The sequence below is a fragment of the Streptomyces sp. NPDC059679 genome, assembly GCF_042734105.1.
Classification (GTDB): Bacteria; Actinomycetota; Actinomycetes; order Streptomycetales; family Streptomycetaceae; genus Streptomyces.
Window position 1 is genome coordinate 21,916 of record NZ_JBHWES010000054.1, and the last position, 20,595, is coordinate 42,510.

At 71.6% G+C, this 20,595-nt stretch carries 16 protein-coding genes; all 16 read left to right on the forward strand.

Translation table 11 applies throughout. The features are described 5' to 3' along the window. The first annotated feature begins 3 nt into the window (after positions 1-3). From asnB to ACFV2X_RS39815, 16 genes are read left to right on the forward strand one after another with little or no spacing between them, the layout of a single operon-like run. Positions 4-1,938, forward strand: a complete 1,935-nt coding sequence (asnB, locus tag ACFV2X_RS39740; RefSeq protein WP_385626172.1) for an asparagine synthase (glutamine-hydrolyzing) — start codon at positions 4-6, stop codon at positions 1,936-1,938. Between the two features lie 18 nt (positions 1,939-1,956). Further along, positions 1,957-4,173 carry a bi-domain-containing oxidoreductase gene (locus tag ACFV2X_RS39745; RefSeq protein WP_385626173.1) on the forward strand — a complete coding sequence of 739 codons (2,217 nt, stop codon included), beginning with the start codon at positions 1,957-1,959 and terminating at the stop codon, positions 4,171-4,173. Next, positions 4,170-6,155 (forward strand): alginate lyase family protein, encoded by a 1,986-nt coding sequence (locus ACFV2X_RS39750; RefSeq protein ID WP_385626174.1) that lies wholly within the window; start codon positions 4,170-4,172, stop codon positions 6,153-6,155. The genes ACFV2X_RS39745 and ACFV2X_RS39750 overlap by 4 nt, the downstream gene beginning before the upstream one ends. A gap of 12 nt (positions 6,156-6,167) precedes the next feature. Further along, positions 6,168-7,688 carry a right-handed parallel beta-helix repeat-containing protein gene (locus ACFV2X_RS39755; RefSeq protein WP_385626175.1) on the forward strand — a complete coding sequence of 507 codons (1,521 nt, stop codon included), beginning with the start codon at positions 6,168-6,170 and terminating at the stop codon, positions 7,686-7,688. Position 7,689: 1 nt separating this feature from the next. Further along, positions 7,690-8,931, forward strand: coding sequence for an O-antigen ligase domain-containing protein (locus ACFV2X_RS39760; protein WP_385626176.1), 1,242 nt, complete (start codon positions 7,690-7,692; stop codon positions 8,929-8,931). A gap of 11 nt (positions 8,932-8,942) precedes the next feature. Further along, complete coding sequence (locus ACFV2X_RS39765) at positions 8,943-10,151, forward strand: glycosyltransferase (protein ID WP_385626213.1); 1,209 nt, start codon at positions 8,943-8,945, stop codon at positions 10,149-10,151. Then, positions 10,148-11,383 carry a class I SAM-dependent methyltransferase gene (locus tag ACFV2X_RS39770; RefSeq protein WP_385626177.1) on the forward strand — a complete coding sequence of 412 codons (1,236 nt, stop codon included), beginning with the start codon at positions 10,148-10,150 and terminating at the stop codon, positions 11,381-11,383. The genes ACFV2X_RS39765 and ACFV2X_RS39770 overlap by 4 nt, the downstream gene beginning before the upstream one ends. 13 nt (positions 11,384-11,396) lie before the next feature. Then, positions 11,397-12,191 carry a glucose-1-phosphate cytidylyltransferase gene (locus ACFV2X_RS39775; protein ID WP_385626178.1) on the forward strand — a complete coding sequence of 265 codons (795 nt, stop codon included), beginning with the start codon at positions 11,397-11,399 and terminating at the stop codon, positions 12,189-12,191. Then, positions 12,188-12,835, forward strand: a complete 648-nt coding sequence (locus ACFV2X_RS39780; protein ID WP_385626179.1) for a PIG-L deacetylase family protein — start codon at positions 12,188-12,190, stop codon at positions 12,833-12,835. The genes ACFV2X_RS39775 and ACFV2X_RS39780 overlap by 4 nt, the downstream gene beginning before the upstream one ends. 3 nt (positions 12,836-12,838) lie before the next feature. After that, positions 12,839-13,864 carry an NAD-dependent epimerase/dehydratase family protein gene (locus ACFV2X_RS39785; RefSeq protein ID WP_385626180.1) on the forward strand — a complete coding sequence of 342 codons (1,026 nt, stop codon included), beginning with the start codon at positions 12,839-12,841 and terminating at the stop codon, positions 13,862-13,864. After that, positions 13,852-15,174, forward strand: a complete 1,323-nt coding sequence (locus ACFV2X_RS39790; RefSeq protein ID WP_385626181.1) for a DUF4910 domain-containing protein — start codon at positions 13,852-13,854, stop codon at positions 15,172-15,174. Before ACFV2X_RS39785 ends, ACFV2X_RS39790 begins: the two co-directional genes overlap by 13 nt. Before the next feature lie 5 nt (positions 15,175-15,179). Then, complete coding sequence (locus ACFV2X_RS39795) at positions 15,180-16,472, forward strand: hypothetical protein (RefSeq protein WP_385626214.1); 1,293 nt, start codon at positions 15,180-15,182, stop codon at positions 16,470-16,472. Beyond that, positions 16,469-17,416 carry a glycosyltransferase family 2 protein gene (locus ACFV2X_RS39800; protein ID WP_385626182.1) on the forward strand — a complete coding sequence of 316 codons (948 nt, stop codon included), beginning with the start codon at positions 16,469-16,471 and terminating at the stop codon, positions 17,414-17,416. The genes ACFV2X_RS39795 and ACFV2X_RS39800 overlap by 4 nt, the downstream gene beginning before the upstream one ends. After that, entirely contained in the window at positions 17,413-18,651 is a 1,239-nt protein-coding gene (locus ACFV2X_RS39805) for a polysaccharide pyruvyl transferase family protein (protein WP_385626183.1), read from the forward strand. The genes ACFV2X_RS39800 and ACFV2X_RS39805 overlap by 4 nt, the downstream gene beginning before the upstream one ends. Continuing rightward, positions 18,648-19,187 (forward strand): dTDP-4-dehydrorhamnose 3,5-epimerase, encoded by a 540-nt coding sequence (rfbC, locus tag ACFV2X_RS39810; RefSeq protein ID WP_385626184.1) that lies wholly within the window; start codon positions 18,648-18,650, stop codon positions 19,185-19,187. The genes ACFV2X_RS39805 and rfbC overlap by 4 nt, the downstream gene beginning before the upstream one ends. Before the next feature lie 19 nt (positions 19,188-19,206). After that, positions 19,207-20,589: a glutamate-1-semialdehyde 2,1-aminomutase gene (locus ACFV2X_RS39815; protein ID WP_385626185.1), complete on the forward strand. Its 1,383-nt coding sequence runs from the start codon at positions 19,207-19,209 to the stop codon at positions 20,587-20,589. The last annotated feature ends 6 nt before the right edge of the window (positions 20,590-20,595 follow it).

Here is a 20,595-nt window from a genome sequence, read left to right on the forward strand (position 1 = left end):
GACATGTGTGGCATCGCAGGCACTTACCGATGGCCGGACGGGAAGGTCGTGACCGACCGGCTCACCGATACCCTCGCCCACCGCGGCCCGGACGGGGCGGGCCGGTACAGCCACGCCGCCGGCGTTGGCGAAGTGCACCTCGGGCACCGCCGGCTGGCCATCATCGACCTGTCCGGGACCGGCGCCCAGCCGATGGTCTCGGACGGCCTCGCCCTGACGTACAACGGCGAGCTGTACAACGCGCCCGAGCTGCGTGCCGAGCTGGCAGCCGCCGGGGTGCGCTTCCGTGGTACCTCCGACACCGAGGTGCTGCTGGGGGCCTGGCGGCGCTGGGGCACGGACTGTCTGCCCCGGCTGCGCGGCATGTTCGCGTTCGGCATCTTCGACGAGCGAACCGGTGAGCTGGTGCTCGCCCGCGACCAGCTCGGCATCAAGCCGCTGTTCCTGCTCCGGCGCGGCGAGGGTCTGGTGTTCGCCTCCGAGCTCAAGGCGCTCGCGGCCGCCACCGGCGGGTCGCTGCAGGTGGACCAGGCGGCGCTGGTGGCCTCGCTCCTTTACTACTGGGTGCCGGACTCGCGCTGCGCGTTCCGCGAGGCGGAGAAGCTGCCGCCGGGGAGCTGGCTGCGGATCCGGCCCGACGGCCGGGTGGAGCGCGGCAGTTACTGGAACCTGAAGGACGTCGCCGCCGAGGGCCGGGAACGGGCCCGCAACGGTGAGCAGCCGGACCTGGCCGCCATCGTCGAGGAGTCGACGCGGCGCCACCTGCTCTCCGACGTACCCGTGGCGACCTTCCTCTCCGGCGGTCTCGACTCCAGCTACCTGACCGCGCTGGCGGCCCGCGACCGACCCGGGATCTCCGCGTACACGATCGGCTTCCGCTCCGAGGACGCCAGGTTCGAGGCGATGCCGGACGACCTGCGCTATGCCCGGCAGGTGGCCGAGCGGTTCGGCGTCGACCTGCATGAGATCGAGATCGCCCCGAACGTGCTCGATCTGCTGCCGCAGATGACGTACCACCTGGACGAGCCGATCGGCGACCCCGCCGCGATCAACACGTTCCTGATCTGCTCGGCCGCCCGGGAGGCCGGGGTCAAGGTGATGCTCTCGGGGATGGGTGCCGACGAACTGTTCGCCGGTTACCGCAAGCACCTGGCCAACCTGATCGCGCTGCGCTACCAGCGCGTCCCGCGGCCCCTGCGGCGCGGGGTGTTCAGGGCCGTGGACCGGCTGCCGGTCGCCACGGCCCGCCGGGGGTACCGGTCGGTGCGCTTCGCGAAGCGGTTTCTCTCCTTCGCCGAGCTGCCGGAGGAGACCGCGTTCCGGCGCAGCTACACCATGTACGACCAGGACGAGCTGCTCGCCCTTCTCGATCCGGACCTGGCCGGGACGGTCGAGGACGTGCTCACCGAGCACGCGGACATCTATCAGGACAACGACCTCGACGACTTCGTCAACCGCATGTGCCTGGGCGACGCCCGGATGTTCCTGCCGGGCCTGAACCTCACGTACACGGACCGCTCCAGCATGGCCGCGTCGACCGAGGTGCGGGTGCCGTACGTGGACGTCGAGGTGGTCAAGGCGGCGTTCGCCGTGCCCGGTGATCGCAAGATCGTCGGACGGCAGGGCAAGGCCGTCCTCAAGGAGGCGGCCACCTCGATCCTGCCCCGGGAGATCGTCTACCGGCCCAAGGGCCTGTTCAGCGCCCCGCTGCGGGCCTGGATGAGCCGGGATCTGGCACCGCTGGTACGCGAGGTGGTGCACGACGGCGTGCTCGTCCGTTCCGGCTTCCTGCGCCGCGACGCGCTGGCGCGGCTCGTCGCCGAGGACGCCGCCGGGCAGCGGGACTTCTCCAAGCATCTGTGGCATGTGCTGACCCTCGAGTACTGGTATCGCGACGCGACCTCTGGGTCCGGCCAGAGCACTCGGTTAACGGCTTAGGAATTCAGAGGAGTTCGGGTGAAACAGGTTGTGCAGAACTACAAGAGCGGCGAGCTGGCGGTGCTCGACGTGCCGGTGCCGGGATGCAAGCCGGGGGGTGTGCTGGTCCGCAGCGCCTACTCGCTGATCTCCACCGGGACCGAGCTCATGAAGGTGTCCGAGGCCGGTATGTCGATGCTGGGCAAGGCCCGCTCCCGGCCTGACCAGGTGGCCAAGGTCATGCAGAGCGTGGCCACCAACGGATTGCCCGCCACCTACCGCAAGGTGATGGGCAAGCTGGACTCCTACACGCCGCTGGGCTACTCGCTGTGCGGAGTGGTCGAGCAGGTCGGCACCGGGATCGACGATGTGGCGGTCGGTGACCTCGTGGCCTGCGCCGGCAATGAGCACGCGTTGCACGCCGAGCTGAACTGGGTGCCGAAGAACCTCTACGCCCGGGTGCCGGACGGCCTCGCGCCGCGGCACGCGGCCTTCGGCACCGTCGGGTCGATCGCGATGCAGGGCGTCCGCCGCGGCGAGCCGCAGCTCGGCGACACGGCACTGGTCATCGGCCTCGGGCTGATCGGGCAGCTGGTGGTGCAGCTGCTGGCCGCCTCGGGAGTCCGCGTCGTCGGAGTCGACCCCGACCCGGTGCGCTGCGAGCTCGCCGAGCGCCTGTCCGCGGCGGCCTGCGGCGATCCCGCCTCCGCGGCCGTGGAAGCCGCCGTCGCCGAACTCACCGGCGGTCACGGTGTGGACCAGGTGTACCTGGCCGCCGGCGGTAACAGCAACCAGCCCGTCGAGCTGGCCGCCCGGCTGTGCCGGGACCGAGCCCGGGTCGTCGACATCGGCAAGTGCCGCCTGGACCTGCCGTGGAACGCGTACTACGAGAAGGAGCTCGACGTCCGGTTCTCCCGCAGTTACGGCCCCGGGCGCTACGACCCGGAGTACGAGCTCGAGGGGCGGGACTACCCGATCGGCTATGTGCGCTGGACCGAACGCCGCAACCTGGCGTGCTTCCTCGATCTCCTCGCCCGCGGCAGCGTCGACGTGGAGCCCTTGGTCTCTCACATCGCCGCCTTCGATGACGCCGTCGAGACGTATCAGCGCCTGAAGGACGGCGATCTGAAGGCCGTGGCGGTGCTGTTCCGGTACCCCGGCCACCCCAGCCAAGCTGCGGAAGCGGAGGCCCCGGCGGTGGCCGTGCCCGCGGTGAGGAGAGCCGGCGGCGGAGTGTCCACCCCGACCGGGTCCGCCAAGGCGCCGGTGCGGCTGGCGTTCGTCGGCGCGGGAAACTACACGACATCCATGCTGCTGCCGCACCTGGCACGGCGCGACGGCGTCGAGTTGTCCACGGTCGTCACCACGACCGCGCTGTCCGCGGCCAACGCGCAGCGGAAGTTCGGCTTCGCCGAGGCGACCACCGATCTCGACGCCGTGCTCGGCGACAAGTCCATCGACGCGGTGTTCGTGGTCACCCGGCACAGCTCGCACGCCGAACTGACCCGGAAGGCGCTGCTCGCCGGCAAGACGGTGTTCGTGGAGAAGCCCCTGGCCCTCACCGAGGACGAGCTGGCCGGCGTGCTCGCGGCAGTGGAGGAGTCCGGCAACGACCGGCTGCAGGTGGGCTTCAACCGCCGCTTCGCCCCGCTGCTGCAGGAGGCCAGGAAGCGGTTCGGCGCCCGGACCGGCCCGGCGAGCCTGCGCTACCTGGTCAACGCGGGCCGGCTGCAGCACGGCAGCTGGTACCTCCAGCAAGACACCGAGGGCTCGCGGTTCGAGGGCGAGGGCGGGCACTTCATCGACACGGCGAGCTGGCTGCTCGAGGCCGACCCGGTCTCGGTGTACGCGGTCGCCACGTCCGGCAACGAGGGCAGCGGTGACCTTCAGGTTGTGCTGCGCTACCCGGACGGGTCCACCGCCACCATCAGCTACGTCACCACCGGCGCGCCCGGTTTCCCCAAGGAGACGCTGGACCTGATCGCGGACGGCAAGGTGCTGCGGCTCGACGACTTCGTCCGTGCCTCGCTGTTTGCAGACAGGGGGGCCAGCGGCAAGCGGTGGGTCAGTTCGCGGCTGCCCAAGGCCCGGGACAAGGGCCAGTCCGCCGAACTGGCCGCGTTCATCAAGGCCGTGCGCACCGGCGGGCCGATGCCGGTGCCGCTGGAGTCGCTGGTCGCCACCACGGCGGCCACCCTCGCCGTGCGGACCGGCCTGGCCGGCGGCGCGCCGGTCACGTTGGCGAGGGCGCGATGACTGTGAGCTCGGGGAGTCCGGGCTGGTACCTGCGGCGGCTGTCCCGGATGGGGCCGCGGGAGGTCGGCGGCCGGGTGGGCGACGCCGTGCGCAGGCGGCGGTGGCGGTCGGCGCGGCCGGACTGCCCGAGCGTGACCGGCGCCCGGTTCACCGCGGTACTGCCCGCGGGGACGATCGCCGCGGTGCCACCGGACGCCGCGAAGCGTCTCATCGCCGAGGCGGACCGGCTGATGGCCGGGCACGCCGAGTTTTTCGGGGTGGTCCGCGACGACCTGGCCGACCCGGACTGGTGGTACGACCCGAAGACCGGGCGCCGGGCTCCGTGGGGCTACGCCTTCGACGTGCCGTACCGGAACGAGGACGCGGTCGGGGACATCAAGCAGATCTGGGAGCTGTCCCGGCATCAGTACCTCACCCAGCTCGCCGCCGCCTACGCGATCACCGGGGACGAGCGGTACGCCGAGCGCGTGGCCGAGCACCTGCGGTCGTGGTGGGCGGGCAACGCGCCGCTGCGCGGAGTGCACTGGACCAGCGGCATCGAGCTGGGGATCCGGCTGCTGTCGTGGGTGTGGATCCGCCGGCTGCTCGACGGCTGGCCGGGCGCGGCCGGGCTGTTCGAGGGCAACCCGGTGGCGCTGAACCAGATCTGGCACCACCAGCGCTGGCTGGCCGCCTTCCCCAGCCGGGGGTCTTCGGCGAACAACCACGTCATCGCCGAGACCGCCGGGCAGTCTGCCGCGGCCTGCGCGTTCGGGTGGTTCCCCTCCTCGGCGCGCTGGCGAGCCGACGCGCTGCGGTCGCTGGAGCGGCAGCTGCGGAGCAACACCTTCGACTCCGGTCTCAACCGCGAGCTGGCCACCGAGTATCACGGACTGGTGCTGGAGCTCGGCCTGGCCGCGGTGGCCGAGGCGGATGCCGCAGGCGTGCCGGTCCCCGCGTCGATCCGGCTGGTGCTGCTGCGGATGACCGACGCGCTCGCGGCCATCGTGGACAACCGGCTGCGGCCGCCGCGCCAGGGGGACGCGGACGACGGGCACGGTCTGGTCGTGGACGGCGCGGGAACCGACCGCTGGGCCTCGCTGCTGGCCACCGGGGACGCCGTGTTCGGCCGGCTCGCCTGGTGGCCGGCGGTGACCGGCGCCGATGTGCGCACCCCGCTGCTGGCCGCGCTCATCCGGCCGTACGCGAAAAATGGAACCGCACCGGCCGTGTCCCGACCGCCAAGCCGGCCGGCCCATTTCGCCGACGCGGGGCTTACCATCCTGCGCGGTCCGGCGGAGATCTGGTGCCGCTGCGACGGTGGTCCGCACGGGTTCCTGACCATCGCCGCGCATGCTCACGCGGACGCGCTGTCCGTGGAGGTCCGGCACGACGGGGTCGACGTGCTCGCCGACCCGGGGACATTCTGCTACCACGGGCAGCCCGAGTGGCGGCAGTACTTCCGGTCGACCCTCGGCCACAACACCCTGCAACTGGACGGCGGTGACCAGTCCGTCTCCGGCGGCCCGTTCCTGTGGACCCGGCATGCCCGCAGCCGCGTCCTGATCGCGGACACATCCGGCGCCTCCGAAGAGGGGACGGCCCGCTGGTGCGCCGAGCACGACGGCTACCAGCAATCCGTGCACCGCCGCAGGGTGGAGCTGACGGCCGCGGCCAAGGAGCTGAGGGTGGTCGACGAGGTGCGCGGCCCGCGCCGGGCCGTGCGCCTGGCGTTCCACCTCGGCCCGGCGATCGCCGCGGACCTGGTGGGGAACCGGGCACAGCTCACCTGGACCCGGGACGGCGAGGACCGCTCCGCGGCGCTCGACCTGCCCGGGCAGCTGTGCTGGCGGGCGCATCGCGGCGAGAGTGACCCGCCGCTGGGCTGGTACTCCGCCGGCTTCGGGCGCAAGGAACCCACCACAACGCTGGTCGGCACCGGCTTCGCCGACGGCACCGCGCTGTTGGGGGAGTTCACCACCGTACTCAGGTTCCGCGGCTAGGGAGGAGGACGCTTGGGGATCAAGTGGCGGCACTGGGCGTTTCCGGCGGCACCACTGGCGCTGGCCCTGCTGGCGGCGGCCGGCTGTGAGAGCACGCCGGGCGCTCGGTCAAAGCCGCCCGCTGCGCCGTCCACGTCCGTGGCCCGGGTGTGCGCCAAGCCCGCGGCCGGGCCGGCGAAGGCGCCGGCGGGCGCGGTGATGGTCGACCCCGCGGTGGCCGGTGACCTGGCTGCGAAGACCAAGAAGAGCCCTCCGAACACCACGTTCTGGCTTCGACCGGGCAAGCACAGGCTCGACCCGGACCGCTACGCCCAGGTCATCCCCAAGGAGGGGAACACCTACCTCGGCGCGCCGGGCGCGGTGCTCGACGGCCGGAAGACCAACCAGTACGCGTTCGGCGGCACCGCCCGCAACGTCACCATCCGCTTCCTGACCGTGCAGGATTTCGTCGCGCCGCACAACGAGGGCGTGGTCAACCATGACTCGGCCGACGGGTGGGTGATCGAGCACGCGACGATCCAGAACAACTCCGGCGCCGGGCTGATGGCCGGCGCCCGCCAGCGGGTCCGCGCCAGTTGCCTGCGCGGCAACGGTCAGTACGGCATGAACGCGTACAAGGCCACCGGCCGTATCAGCGGTCTGGTGGTCGAGGGCAACGAGATCGTGGGCAACAACCGGGACGACTGGGAGCGGCGACGGCCGGGCTGCGGCTGCACCGGAGGCGTCAAGTTCTGGGCCGTCAACGGCGCCGACATACGAGGCAACTGGGTGCACGACAACCGCGGAGCCGGGTTATGGGCGGACACCAACAACAACGACTTCCGCATCGAGAACAACGTGCTCGAGGCCAACGACGGTGCCGCGCTGATCTACGAGACCAGCTACAACGCGGTCATCCGGAAGAACACGATCCGGCGGAACAACTGGGTCGAGGGCCGCAGGTACGCCGACCGAGGCGACAACTTCCCGTATCCGACCATCTACCTGTCCGAGTCCGGCGGCGAACCACGGATCCGGGCCCGTACGGACAAGATCGAGATCTACCGGAACGTGCTGGAGAACAACTGGTCCGGAATCACCCTGTGGGAAAACGCCGACCGGTTCTGCAACAGCCCGGCCAACACCTCCTCCGGTGACTGCACGTTGCTGGTGAAGAAGACCGACCGCTGCGCACAGCCGGCGATCGCCACTGCCCCGCTCTACGCCGACTGCCGGTGGAAGACCCAGCGGGTGGACATCCACGGCAACCGCTTCGTGCTGGACGAATCCGTCGTCGACTGCACGGTGAAGTGCGACCGGATGGCGTTGCTGGCCAACTACGGCACCTATCCGGACTGGTCGCCGTACCAGGGCGAGCGGGTGGCCGAGGCGATCACCCGCAAACAGCACAACCGCTGGCACGACAACGTCTACCTCGGGCCATGGAAGTTCGTCGCCCACGACCCGAGCCGGATACTCGACTCCTGGCAGTGGCAGAGCACGCCGTACCAGCAGGACGCGGGCAGCACCTTCCGCGCACGGGACGGTGGTTGAGATGAGCACCGACCACACGTCCCACACGTCGAAGATCGTCGGGACGGTCTGGGGACTGCTGATCCTCAACACGCTCGGCTCCGCCGGGGCGAAGACCATCATCCCGCTCCCCCGCTCCCTCATCCAGTTGGTCACCATGGGCGCGCTGGTCACCGCGTTCGCGCTGGCGCTCACCCTCAATCTGCGGCTGCGCATCCGAGCCAGCGCCTATCTGTTCCTGCTCACCTTGCTGCTCGTGCCGAGCGTGATCTCCAGTGCGCACCTGGAGTCCGGGTTCGGCGCGTTGTTCCGGTGCGCCCGGCTGGCTCTCTTCGTCGGCACGCTGTGGCTGCTCAGCCGCTGGTGGGACGGCGGTCTGACGTTCGTGCGGCACCACATCCGGATGTACTTCGCGGTGCTCGGGTCGGTGGCCGCCGGCCTGGTCGTCTCGCCGGGCGCTGCCATGCCCGACCTCTACGGCGGCCGGCTGGTCGGCGCGTTGTGGCCGCTCACCCCGCCGCAGATCGGACAGTACGCCGCGGTGATCACCGGGCTCACCGTGCTGCTCGTACTGGGCCGCCGGACCGACCGGGCGAGCGCGGCGCTGGTCATCGTGCCGTCACTCGTCCTGCTCGCGTTGACCCATACCCGGACGGCCACACTCGGCCTGTTCATCGGGCTGGCGTTGGCGATCGGCTCGCTCGTCCTGACCAGCGCCGCCGCCCGCCGGTTCTTCACCCGGGCGGTGCTGTGCGCCGCGGTGGCCGCGGTGGCGCTCGGCTCCGCGCTGCAGGCGTGGTTCCTGCGCGGACAGAGCAAGGAGAACTTCTCCAGCCTCACCGGTCGGGCCAAGGTCTGGGACGCCCTGCTGGCAGCGCCCCGGACGACCGTGGAGCAGGTGTTCGGCGTGGGCCTGGGCGACAAGTCGTTCGGCGGGCTGCCGATCGACAACAGCTGGCTGGCCGTCTACAACGAGCAGGGTCTGCTCGGCGTCGCCCTCGTGGCGGCGATCATCATCGTGCTGGGTGGCGTCGCGTTGCTGCGGCCACCGTCGCTGCAGAGGGCCTGCGCGATCTTCCTGATCAGCTACTGCGCGATCGCGTCGTACACCGAGGCCGGGCTGGGCGACGCCTCGCCGTATCTGCTGCATCTGGCCGTGGCCGGCTCGCTGCTGGCGGCACCTGCCCCGGCCACGCCCGTCCCGACGCCCGAAGTTCCTCGACGACGCATTCCGCGATGGGCCCGGAGATCGGAGGTGACCTGATCATGCACGGCATTCACGTCCTCGTAGTGCACAACCGCTACGCCTCGGCGCAGCCGAGCGGGGAGAACAAGGTCGTCGACCAGGAGGTGGAACTGCTGCGCGCGGCCGGCCACCGGGTCGAGGTGTTCGAGCGGCGCAGCGACGAGATCGCCGCCCGTTCCCTGCTGGGCAAGGCCGCCGTACCGCTGCTGGTGCCGTGGAACCCGGCGGTCCGCACGGAGCTCGCCGCCCGGCTGCGCACCGAGCGGCCGGACGTGGTGCACGTCCACAACGTCTTCCCGCTCCTGTCGCCAGCGGTGCTGGCCGCCTGCGCCGACGCCGGTGTGCCCGCCGTCGCCACGCTGCACAACTACACCCAGGTCTGCCCGCCCGGCACGCTGCAGCGGGACGGCCGGCCGTGCGCCGAGTGCGTCGGGTCGACGCCACTGCCCTCCGTCCGGCACGGCTGCTACCGGGGCTCCCGGCTGGCGACGGTGCCGCTCGCGGTCAGCCTGTCGGTCAACCGGCGGCGGTGGTGGTCCGGCGTGGAGCGGTTCTTCTGCATCTCCGCGGCGCAGCGCGACGTCCTGGTGCGGGCCGGCATGCCGGCCGAACGGCTGGCGGTGAAGCACAACTTCGTGCCCGAACCGGGCGCCCGCCGAACGGGCGCCGGCGAGCATCTGCTGTATCTCGGCCGGCTCGCGGAGGCCAAGGGCGTACGGCTGCTCATGGCCGCGTGGGACGAGATCGCCGCGAGCGGCGGTGTGGGTGTGCCGCTCATGGTCGCCGGCGCGGGGCCACTGGAACGAGAGGTGACCGCCTGGGCGGCGGGCCGGGACGACGTGCGGTACGTCGGCCTGTACGACACGGCGGAGTGCCGGCAGGCCATCGCGCGGTCGGTCGCCGTGGTGGCTCCCTCGACGTGGCTGGAGGCGTTCGGCCTGGTGGTCGTGGAGGCGATGGCGGCGGGGGTCCCGGCCGTCGCCGCCGGTCACGGCGCCTTCGTCGAACTCGTCGAGGACGGGGTGACCGGGCTGCTGCACCGGCCGGGCGAGCCCGCCTCGCTCGCGTCCTGCCTGCGCCGGATCACGGCCGAGCCGGCGCGCAACCGGGAGATGGGGCAGTCGGCCCGGCGCCGTTACGAGCGGGACTTCAGCCCGGCCGTCGGGCTGGAGCGCCTGGTGGAGGGGTACCGCACCGCGATCGCGGATCGGACGGAATCAATGGGGGGCAATAGATGACACGATGCCGACTCTGCGGCTCGGAAGCGATGGCGAGCGTCGTCGATCTCGGGGCGACGCCACCGTGTGAGAGCTTTCTCGCCGCGGACCAACTGGACAAGCCGGAACCGGCGTACCCGCTGCACCTGCGGGTCTGCACCGACTGCTGGCTGGCACAGATACCACCGCTGATCACGCCGGAGGAGACGTTCAGCGAGTACGCGTACTTCTCCTCCTTCTCGACCTCCTGGGTGGAGCACGCGCGCACATACGTCGCCGACGCCGCACAGCGGGTGGGTCTCGGCCCCGACTCCTTCGTGGTCGAGGTCGCGAGCAACGACGGGTACCTGCTGAAGCACGTGGTGGACCGCGGGATCCGCTGCCTGGGCATCGAGCCGTCGGTGAACGTCGGCGCCGCGGCGCGGGACGCGGGTGTGCCGACGCTCACGGAGTTCCTGTCCCCGGACACCGGCTCGGCCGTCCGCGCCGAACATGGCCCGGCGGACCTGGTCGTGGCCAACAACGTGTACGCGCACATCCCCGACGTGGTCGGGTTCACCCGAGGGCTGCGCGCCCTGGTCGCCGACGACGGCTGGGTCTCCATCGAGGTGCAGCACCTGCTGACCCTGATCGAGGAGAACCAGTACGACACGATCTACCACGAGCACTTCCAGTACTACACGGTCGCCTCCGCGATCCGTGCCCTGACGAGCGGTGGACTCGCGCTCGTGGACGTCGAGTTGCTGCCCACCCACGGTGGCTCCATCCGGCTGTGGGCCCGGCCGGCCGAGGTGGCCGGAGAGCCGACCCAGCGGGTGGCCGACGTGCTGGCCCGGGAGAAGGCCGCCGGGCTGCGGGAGCTGTCCGGGTACGCCGAGTTCTCCGCTCGGGTGGCCAAGGTGCGCCGGGACCTGCTGCGGTTCCTCGTCGAGGCGGCCGAGCGCGGCGAGACGGTGGTCGGCTACGGCGCCCCGGGCAAGGGCAACACCCTGCTCAACCACTGCGGCATCCGGCCCGATCTGCTCCCGTACACGGTCGACCGCAACCCCTACAAGCACGGCAGGTTCACTCCGGGCACCCGCATCCCGATCCTGCCGCCCGAGCAGATAGCCGCCGACAGACCCGACTACGTCCTCGTCCTCCCGTGGAACCTGCGGGCCGAGCTGGTCGAGCAGCTGTCCTTCGTGCACGCCTGGGGCGGCCGGCTGGTCTTTCCCATCCCGGAACTGAGCATTGTCGAGGTCGCGTCTTGAAAGAGGTCACAGCATGAAGGTCGTTCTGTTCTGCGGCGGTTACGGGATGCGTATGCGGAGCGGTGCCGCAGACGACGTGCCCAAGCCGATGGCGATGGTCGGGCCGCGGCCGCTGATCTGGCACGTCATGCGCTACTACGCGCACTTCGGGCACACGGAGTTCATCCTGTGCCTCGGCTACGGGGCCCACCACATCAAGAACTTCTTCCTCAACTACGAGGAGACCACGTCCAACGACTTCGTGCTGCGGGGCGGCCGGACCGAGCTGCTGTCCACCGACATAGCCGACTGGACGATCACATTCGTGCAGACCGGCACCGAGTCACCGATCGGGGAGCGGCTGCGCCGGGTGCGGCACCACCTGGACGGCGACGAGATGTTCCTCGCCAACTACGCCGACGTACTCACCGACGCCCCGCTGCCGGAGATGATCGACCGGTTCGCCCGGCGCGACGCCGGTGCGTCGATGATGGTGGTGCCGCCGCAGTCCTCGTTCCACTGCGTGGACCTGGGCGAGGACGGCCTGGTGGGGGGCATCACCCCGGTGAGCGAACTGCCGCTGTGGGAGAACGGCGGCTACTTCGTACTCCGCCAAGAGGTCTTCGACCACATCCCGGAGAACGGGGACCTGGTCGCCGACGGATGCGCCCAACTGGCCAAGCGCGGGCGGCTGGTGGCGCACCAGCACCGCGGCTTCTGGAAGCCGACCGACACCGTGAAGGAGCGGGCGGCGCTCGACGCCGCCTACGCGCGGGGCGACCGCCCGTGGGCCGTGTGGGAGCGGGACATCGCCGGAGCGAGAGCGTGATCCGGCTCGGCCCCGGGCGCCTGGACCGGATCGTCGCGGTGGGCGCGCACTGCGACGACATAGCCATCGGCGCCGGCGGCACACTGCTGACGCTGTGCCTCGCGCGGCCGGGCATCCGCGTCGACGCGCTGGTGCTCTCCGGCGGCGGCACCGACCGGGAGCAGGAGGAGCGAGCCGCGCTCGCCGCCTTCTGCCCGGGTGCCGACCTGCGGCTGACCGTGCACAAGCTGCCGGACGGCCGGCTGCCCGCGCACTGGGAGGAGGCCAAGTCCGCGGTCGAGGAGCTGCGCGCGCGGACCGAGCCGGAGCTCGTACTGGCCCCGCGCACCGATGACGCGCACCAGGACCACCGCGGCCTGGCCCAGTTGATACCCACCGCGTTCCGCGACCACCTGGTCCTCGGCTACGAGATCGTCAAGTGGGACGGCGATCTCGGCCGTCCGGCGGCGTACCAGCCGCTGCCGCCGGAGATCGCCGAGCGGAAGGTGCGGCTGCTGCAGGAGCACTACCCCTCGCAGCGGCACCGGCCCTGGTACGACCGGGAGGCCTTCCTCGGTCTTGCGCGGATCCGCGGCATCGAATGCCACGCGCGCTACGCCGAGGCGTTCGCCGTCACCAAACTCACTCTCAACCTGGGGGAATGAACCTTGCGCGTACTGCTGACCGGACACCAGGGCTACCTGGGCACCGTGATGGCCCCGGTACTCAACGCCGCCGGGCACGAGGTCGTCGGCCTTGACGCCGGCCTGTTCGCCGACTGTGTGCTGGGCCCGGCTCCCGCGGACCCGGCGGGACATCGGGTGGACCTGCGCGACGTCACGGCGGAACACGTGGCCGGGGTGGACGCCGTGATCCACTTGGCCGCGCTGTCCAACGACCCGCTGGGAGCGCTGGCGCCGGATCTCACCTACGACATCAACCACCACGCGTCCGTGCGGCTGGCCCGGCTGGCCCGCGACGCCGGAGTGCGGCGCTTCCTGTACGCGTCGACCTGCTCGGTCTACGGCGCCGCCGGCGGCGATGCCCTGGTGGCCGAGGACGCCCCGCTGCGCCCGGTGACGCCGTACGCGGAGTCCAAGGTGCGGGTGGAGGACGATCTGCACGCGCTGTCCGACGGCGACTTCAGCCCGGTGTTCATGCGCAACGCCACCGCCTTCGGCTACTCACCCCGGCTGCGCGCCGACATCGTGCTGAACAACCTGGTCGGCCACGCGCTCCTGTCCGGCGAGGTGCTGGTGCTCTCCGACGGCACCCCCTGGCGCCCGCTGGTGCACGCCGCCGATATCGCCCGGGCCTTCGCGGCCGCGCTGGTCGCGCCGCGGGAAGCGGTGCACGACCGGGCGTTCAACATCGGCAGCGAGATCAACAACGTCACGGTCGCCGAGATCGCCGAGCAGGTCGCCGAGGCGGTGCCCGGCGCCAAGGTGGTGATCACCGGGGAGACCGGTGCCGATCCGCGGTCGTACCGGGTGGACTTCTCCCGGTTCCGCGCCGCGGTGCCCGGCTTCGACTGCGAGTGGACGGTGAAGCAGGGCGCGCTCGAACTCGCCGACGCCTACCGGAAACACGGGCTGACCCGGGAGGACTTCGAACGACGCTTCACCCGGCTGGCCGTGCTGCGCGCGGCGTCTGACGCCGGCGCCGTCGACGACACCCTGCGGTGGCGCCGATGACCACGGCCGGCGAACAGATGCACGCGCTGGTGGAGCGGTTGTACCCGCTGTGCCGGAGCATCACCGGCGACGGTGTGCGCGCCACCCTGGAGATCGTCGGCGAGTACGTTCCGCTGCGGGTGCACGAGGTGTCGACCGGGACTCAGGTGCTCGACTGGACGGTGCCACAGGAGTGGAACATCCGCGACGCGTACATCGCCGACTCCGCCGGCAACCGGGTCGTCGACTTCGCCGCGTCCAGCCTGCACGTGCTCGGCTACAGCGTGCCGGTGTCCGCGACCATGCCGCTGGCCGAGCTCCGCGCGCATCTGCACACCCTGCCGGACCACCCGAGCTGGGTGCCGTACCGCACCAGCTACTACAAGCCGGAGTGGGGTTTCTGCCTGGCCCAGGACACCTTGGACGCGCTCCCGGACGGCGACTACGAGGTGCGCATCGACTCCACACTCGCCGACGGCCACCTCACCTACGCCGAGCACGTGGTCCCTGGGCAGATCGCCGACGAGGTGATCGTCTCCTGCCACGTCTGCCACCCGTCGCTGGCCAACGACAACCTGGCCGGCATCGCGGTGGCGACGTTCCTGGCCCGGGCGCTGGCGGAGCAAACCCCGTACTACACCTACCGGTTCATCTTCGCGCCCGGCACCATCGGGGCGATCACCTGGCTGGCCCGCAACGCGGAGCGGATCAATGGGGTATCCCCTGCTCGAGCGGAGCCGAGAGCTCGGGGAAGGGTCAAGCACGGGCTGGTGCTGGCCTGCGCCGGCGACCGGGGCCAACTGACGTACAAGCAGAGCAGGCGCGGAGACGCGGAGATCGACCGGGTGATGCGGCATGTGCTGCTCGCGTCCGAACGCCCGCACCGCGTCACCGAGTTCACTCCGTACGGCTATGACGAGCGGCAGTTCTGCTCGCCCGGGTTCGATCTCGGCGTGGGCTCGCTCAGCCGGACCCCGTACGCCGGCTACCCCGAATACCACACCTCGGCGGACAACCCGGACTTCGTCTCCCCGGAGGCGATGGCGGACACGCTCGCCGTCTGCCGCGAGGCATTCGCCGTGCTCGACCGCAACCGGCGATACGTCAACCTCAGCCCCTACGGCGAGCCGCAGCTGGGCCGGCGGGGGTTGTACGACTCGGTCGGCGGCCGCAGCGACGCGAAGCAGGCCCAGATGGCCATGCTCTGGGTGCTCAGCCTCTCCGACGGCGAGCACAGTCTGCTGGACGTCGCCGAGCGGTCCGGGCTGCCGTTCGACACCGTCGCCGCCGCGGCCGACGCCCTGCACGGCGCCGGGCTGATCAAGGCATGACGCCGATGACCACCGAGCGGGAGAAGGCGACGGCATCGGCGGCCCCGACCGCCAAGCGGGCCATGGTCGGCCGGCTGTCCTGGGGACTGGCCGACCAGGCGGCCTCCAGCCTGAGCAACTTCGCGGTGGGGGTCTACGTGGCACGCTCGCTGGGGCCTGCCGCGTTCGGCGTGTTCAGCCTGGCCTGGGTGACCTACGGCGTGGTGCTCAACGTCTCCCGCGGGCTGGCCACCGACCCGCTCGTGGTGCGCTTCAGCGGCGTGTCGGACACGTCCTGGCGCGGGGCGGTGGCCCGGTCGTCGGGTACCGCGCTCGGCGTCGGTACCGCCCTCGGCGCGGCGTGTCTGGTGGTCGGGCTTGCCCTCGGCGGCAGCGTGGGGACCGCGTTCGCCGTCCTCGGCGTCGTGCTGCCGGCGCTGCTGCTGCAGGACGCCTGGCGGTTCGCGTTCTTCGCCGCCGGCACCGGGCGGAAGGCGTTCGTCAACGACCTCGTGTGGGGCGTCGCGCTCGTCCCGGCCATGGTGGTGGCCGCCCGCGTGGGCAGCGTGGCCGCTTTTGTGCTCGCCTGGGGCGCGTCCGCCGCGGTGGCCGCCGCGTACGGCTGCCTCCAGTCCGGCATCAGGCCCCGGATGGCCGGGGCGCGCGGGTGGCTTCGTGAGCAGCGCGATCTCGGCTACCGGTACCTGGTCGAGAACGTCAGCCTCAGCGGCGCGAGCCAGCTGCGGGCGTACGGGCTCGGCGCGATCGTCGGGCTCGGCGCGGTGGGTGCGGTGCGGGGCGCCGAGCTCCTGATGGGCCCGTTCCTCGCCGTGCTGATGGGGCTGTCCCTGGTCACGGTCCCGGAGGCGGCACGGGTGCTGCGGCAGGCCCCGCACCGCCTCGGCACGTTCTGCCTCCTGCTGGGCGGCGGGCAGGCCGCCGCCGCGCTGCTCTGGGGCGCGCCGCTGCTGATGGTGCCGGACCGGCTCGGCGAGCTCGTGCTCGGCGGCGTCTGGCACTCCGCCTCGGAGCTCATCGTGGCAATCACCTTCGGCGTCGCGGGCGCGGGCCTGGGCACCGGCGCGGCGGCCGGGCTGCGCGCGCTCGGCGCGGCCCGGCGCAGCCTGCGCTGCCAGCTGTTCGCCTCCGCCTGTTACGTCGGCGGCGGGCTCGGCGGCGCGGCCGTCGCCGGCACGGTCGGCTCGGCCTGGGGCGTCGCCGCCGCGACGTTGAGCAGCTCGGCCGTGTGGTGGCTGCAGTTGCGGTCCGCCCTGCGCGAGCGCCACCACACCCCCGTCCCCGAAGTGAGGACCTTATGACCGACCGACCCAGGCTGAGCATCGGCCTGCCCGTGTACAACGGCGAGGAGTACCTCGCCGAGTCGCTCGACGCCCTGCTCGGCCAGACCTACGAGGACTTCGAGCTGGTCATCTCCGACAACGCCTCGACCGACGCGACCCAGGACATCTGCCGCCGGTACGCAGCTCAGGACTCACGCATCCGCTACCTCCGGCTGCCCCGGAACATCGGCGCCACGCCGAACCACAACCGTGTGTTCGCCGAATGCCGCGGCGAGCTGTTCAAGTGGGCCTCGCACGACGACCTGTACGCCCGCGACCTGCTGCGGCGCTGTGTGGAGGCGCTGGACGAGCGGCCGGACGTGATCCTCGCGCACACCGGCCAGGCGGTCATCGACGGCGCCGGTCAGGTGAAGGTCCCGTACGAGTACGGGCTCGCCACCGACTCCCCGCACCCGCCGGAGCGCTTCCGCAGTCTGTTGTTCGAGCCGGGTGGCGACGACTTCTACGGGGTGCTGCGGGCCGACGCGCTGCGCCGGGTGAAGCCGCTCGACAGCTACCACCACGCGGACCGCACGTTCGTCGCCGAGATCACCCTGCACGGCCCCTTCCACCAGGTGCCGGAGCTGCTGTACTTCCGCCGCGACCACCCCACCCGCGCCGAGCGGGCGAACCCTTCCAAGCGCTCCCGGTGCGTCAACCTGGACCCGCGCCGGGCGGGCCCGCTGCACCCGACGCCCCGGCTGCTCGCCGAGTATGTCTGGGGCTTCGTCGCGGCGATCCGGCGGGCGCCGTTGTCCCCGGCCGACCGGCGCGCGTGCTACCGCCATCTGGCCGCCTGGATGAGCAGCCGGGCCCGGCCGGGCGCCGGTGAGCGGGTCGAGGACCGCGCCCCGGTCGACCCGGGCCTGCTCACTGTCTCCGTCGACGCCCTGGTCGCCGGACGTGAAGGGAGGCGGGCATGACGTCCGCGGACGAAACCCCGGTGCGCGTCGGAGTGTTCGGACTGCTCGGCTCCGGCAACCTCGGCAACGACGGGTCGCTCGAGGCCGTGCTCGGGTACCTGCGCGCCGAGCACCCGGAGGCGGTCGTGGACGCGCTGTGCGGCGGGCCCGAGGCCGTGACGGCCCGGTTCGGGATCCCCGCCACGCGGCTGCACTGGAACCGCGCGGAGTACCGGACCGCGTCGCGTGCGAGCGCGATCGCGGCGAAGGGTCTGGGCAAACTCGTCGACGTCTTCCGCACCGCCGCCTGGGTGCGCCGGCACGACGTGGTGATCGTGCCGGGCATGGGCGTCCTGGAGGCCACGCTGCCGCTGCGGCCGTGGGGCTTCCCGTACTCGCTGTTCCTGCTCTGCGCGAGTGGCCGGCTGCTGCGCACCCGGGTCGCGCTGGTCAGCGTCGGCGCCGCCGAGATCCGCAACCGGCCGACCCGGGCCCTGGTGCGCTGGTCGGCGCGGCTGGCCGCGTACCGGTCGTACCGGGACGCCCAGTCCCGCGACGCGATGCGGGCGATGGGCGTGGACACCGCGCGCGACGAGGTCTACCCGGACCTCGCGTTCTCCCTGCCGACACCACGGGTGAGCACGCCCACAGGCTCACCGGGTCCCGTCTGCCTCGGCGTCATGGACTTCCACGGCGGCAACGACGACCGCGCCCGGGCCGAGGAGATCCACCGGCGCTACCTCGACGGGACGATCCGGTTCGTCCGCGCGCTGGTCGAGGAGGGCAGGCCGGTCCGGCTGCTCACCGGCGACCAGTGCGATGTGTCGGTGGTCGCCGCGATCCTCGACGCGGTCGACTCACCGCTGGTCAGCGCGGCCGAACCGGCCTCACTTGCCGACCTGATGAAGGAGATGGCGGCCGCCGACACCGTGGTGGCGGTCCGCTACCACAACCTGATCTGCGCGCTGAAGACCGGCACACCGGTGCTCGCCCTCAGCTATGCGGCGAAGAGCGACGCGCTCATGGCGCAGATGGGCCTCGCCGCGTACTGCCACCCGGCGCGCGAGGTCGACGCCGACCGGCTGCTCGAACAGTTCCGGGACCTGGAGAAGCACGCGGCGGAGCTACGGCAGACCCTCGCCGAGCGAAACCGGGCCGCCGCGCAGCAACTCGCCCACCAGTTCACCGCCTTGACCACAACCCTGTTCCCGGCGGCCGACCACACCCACGCCCACGCTCGGCAGGAGTCTCCATGAAAGCGACCGAAGTCCCGGCGATCGCCGGCGCGTACCTGTTCGAGCCGACGCCGCACGGCGACGAGCGCGGCTTCTTCTGCCGCACCTTCGACGCCGACGTGGTCCGCTCGGTGGGTCTCGACCCGGACGCCTTCGTTCAGGACAGCCTGTCCCGCTCGGTCCGGGGCGTGCTGCGCGGCCTGCACCTGCGCTCCGGCGCCGGCGAGGCCAAGCTGGTGCGGTGCTCGTACGGGAGGATCTTCGACGTCGTCGTGGACCTGCGGACGGACTCGCCGACTTACCGCAACCGGGCCTTCTTCGAGCTGTCCGACGAGACGCAGGTGGCCCTGTACATCCCGGCGGGGTGCGCGCACGGCTTCCAGGCCCTGACCGAAACCGCCGACGTCTCGTACCGGATCGACCGCCCGCACGATCCGGCCGAGGACATGACGATCGCCTTCGACGACCCGGAGCTCGCCATTCCGTGGCCGCTGCCGGTCACATCGATGTCTCAGCGGGACCGGGAAGCCCCGAGCCTCGCCGAGGCCCTGACGTAGAAAGAGAGTTGAGGTTGGCGTGGCCACCGAAAACACCAAAAACACCGAGGAGTTCCGCCTGCCCCGGTCGCGGCTGGCGAACGAGCGGCTGCACGCCATGATCCCCGGGGGCGCGCACACCTACGCCAAGGGCGACGACCAGTACCCCGAAAATCTGGCCCCGGTCATCAGCCACGGCCGCGGTGCCCACGTATGGGACATCGACGGCAACCGCTACGTCGAGTACGGCTCCGGCCTGCGGTCGGTCAGCCTCGGCCATGCCCACCCACGCGTGATCGAGGCGGTGCGGCGGGAACTCGACCGCGGCAGCAACTTCGTCCGGCCGTCCATCGTGGAGGTCGAGGCCGCGGAACGCTTCCTGGCCACGGTGCCGACCGCCGAGATGGTGAAGTTCGCGAAGAACGGCTCCGACGCCACCACCGCCGCGGTGCGCCTCGCCCGCGCCGCCACCGGGCGCTCGCGGGTGGCCATCTGCGCCGACCATCCATTCTTCTCCGTCGACGACTGGTTCATCGGCACCACGCCGATGTCCGCCGGTGTTCCGGCGGCGACCAACGAGCTGACCGTGGCGTTCCCTTACGGGGACCTGGCCGCCACGGAGGAGCTGCTCAGCCGGTACCAGGGCGAGGTCGCCTGTCTGATCCTCGAACCCGCCACCCACACCGAGCCTTCCCCCAGCTCTCAACTTCGTTCGAGCGGGGGAGACCCCACTCCGCAGTACCTCACCGGCCTGCGCGAGCTGGCCGACCGGCACGGCTGCGTACTGATCTTCGATGAGATGATCACCGGCTTCCGCTGGTCCGAGGCGGGCGCCCAGGGCCTGTACGGCGTCGTCCCCGACCTCTCCACGTTCGGCAAGGCGCTGGGCAACGGATTCGCCGTCTCCGCGCTGGCCGGGCGCCGCGATCTGATGGAGCTGGGCGGGCTGCGTCACTCCGGCGACCGGGTGTTCCTGCTGTCCACCACGCACGGTGCGGAAACGCACTCCCTGGCCGCCGCGATGGCCGTGCTCACCACCTACGTCGAAGAGGGCGTCACCGCGCGGCTGCACACCCTCGGCGAGCGGCTGGCCGCCGGTATCCGCGACGCCGCGGCCGGCATGGGCGTCGGCGACCACATCGTCGTCCGGGGCCGGGCCAGCAACCTGGTCTTCGCCACCCTCGACGAAAACGGGCAGCCGTCGCAGCAGTACCGCACCCTGTTCCTGCGCCGACTCCTCGCGGGCGGGGTGCTGGCCCCGTCGTTCGTGGTGAGCAGCGCGCTCGACGACGCCGACATCGATCACACCGTCGACGTGGTGGCCCAGGCATGTGCGGTGTACCGGAAGGCACTGGACGCCGCTGACCCCACCCCCTGGCTGGGCGGGCGACCGGTGAAGCCCGTATTCCGCCGCTTGGCGTGATACGTG

What these genes read in the sequence shown, in the direction of transcription:
- asnB (WP_385626172.1), top strand. Translation starts at nt 4, where the DNA reads ATGTGTGGCATCGCAGGCACTTACCGATGGCCGGACGGGAAGGTCGTG.
- ACFV2X_RS39750 (WP_385626174.1), top strand. Translation starts at nt 4,170, where the DNA reads ATGACTGTGAGCTCGGGGAGTCCGGGCTGGTACCTGCGGCGGCTGTCC.
- ACFV2X_RS39760 (WP_385626176.1), top strand. Translation starts at nt 7,690, where the DNA reads ATGAGCACCGACCACACGTCCCACACGTCGAAGATCGTCGGGACGGTC.
- ACFV2X_RS39770 (WP_385626177.1), top strand. Translation starts at nt 10,148, where the DNA reads ATGACACGATGCCGACTCTGCGGCTCGGAAGCGATGGCGAGCGTCGTC.
- ACFV2X_RS39775 (WP_385626178.1), top strand. Translation starts at nt 11,397, where the DNA reads ATGAAGGTCGTTCTGTTCTGCGGCGGTTACGGGATGCGTATGCGGAGC.
- ACFV2X_RS39795 (WP_385626214.1), top strand. Translation starts at nt 15,180, where the DNA reads ATGACCACCGAGCGGGAGAAGGCGACGGCATCGGCGGCCCCGACCGCC.
- ACFV2X_RS39800 (WP_385626182.1), top strand. Translation starts at nt 16,469, where the DNA reads ATGACCGACCGACCCAGGCTGAGCATCGGCCTGCCCGTGTACAACGGC.
- ACFV2X_RS39805 (WP_385626183.1), top strand. Translation starts at nt 17,413, where the DNA reads ATGACGTCCGCGGACGAAACCCCGGTGCGCGTCGGAGTGTTCGGACTG.
- rfbC (WP_385626184.1), top strand. Translation starts at nt 18,648, where the DNA reads ATGAAAGCGACCGAAGTCCCGGCGATCGCCGGCGCGTACCTGTTCGAG.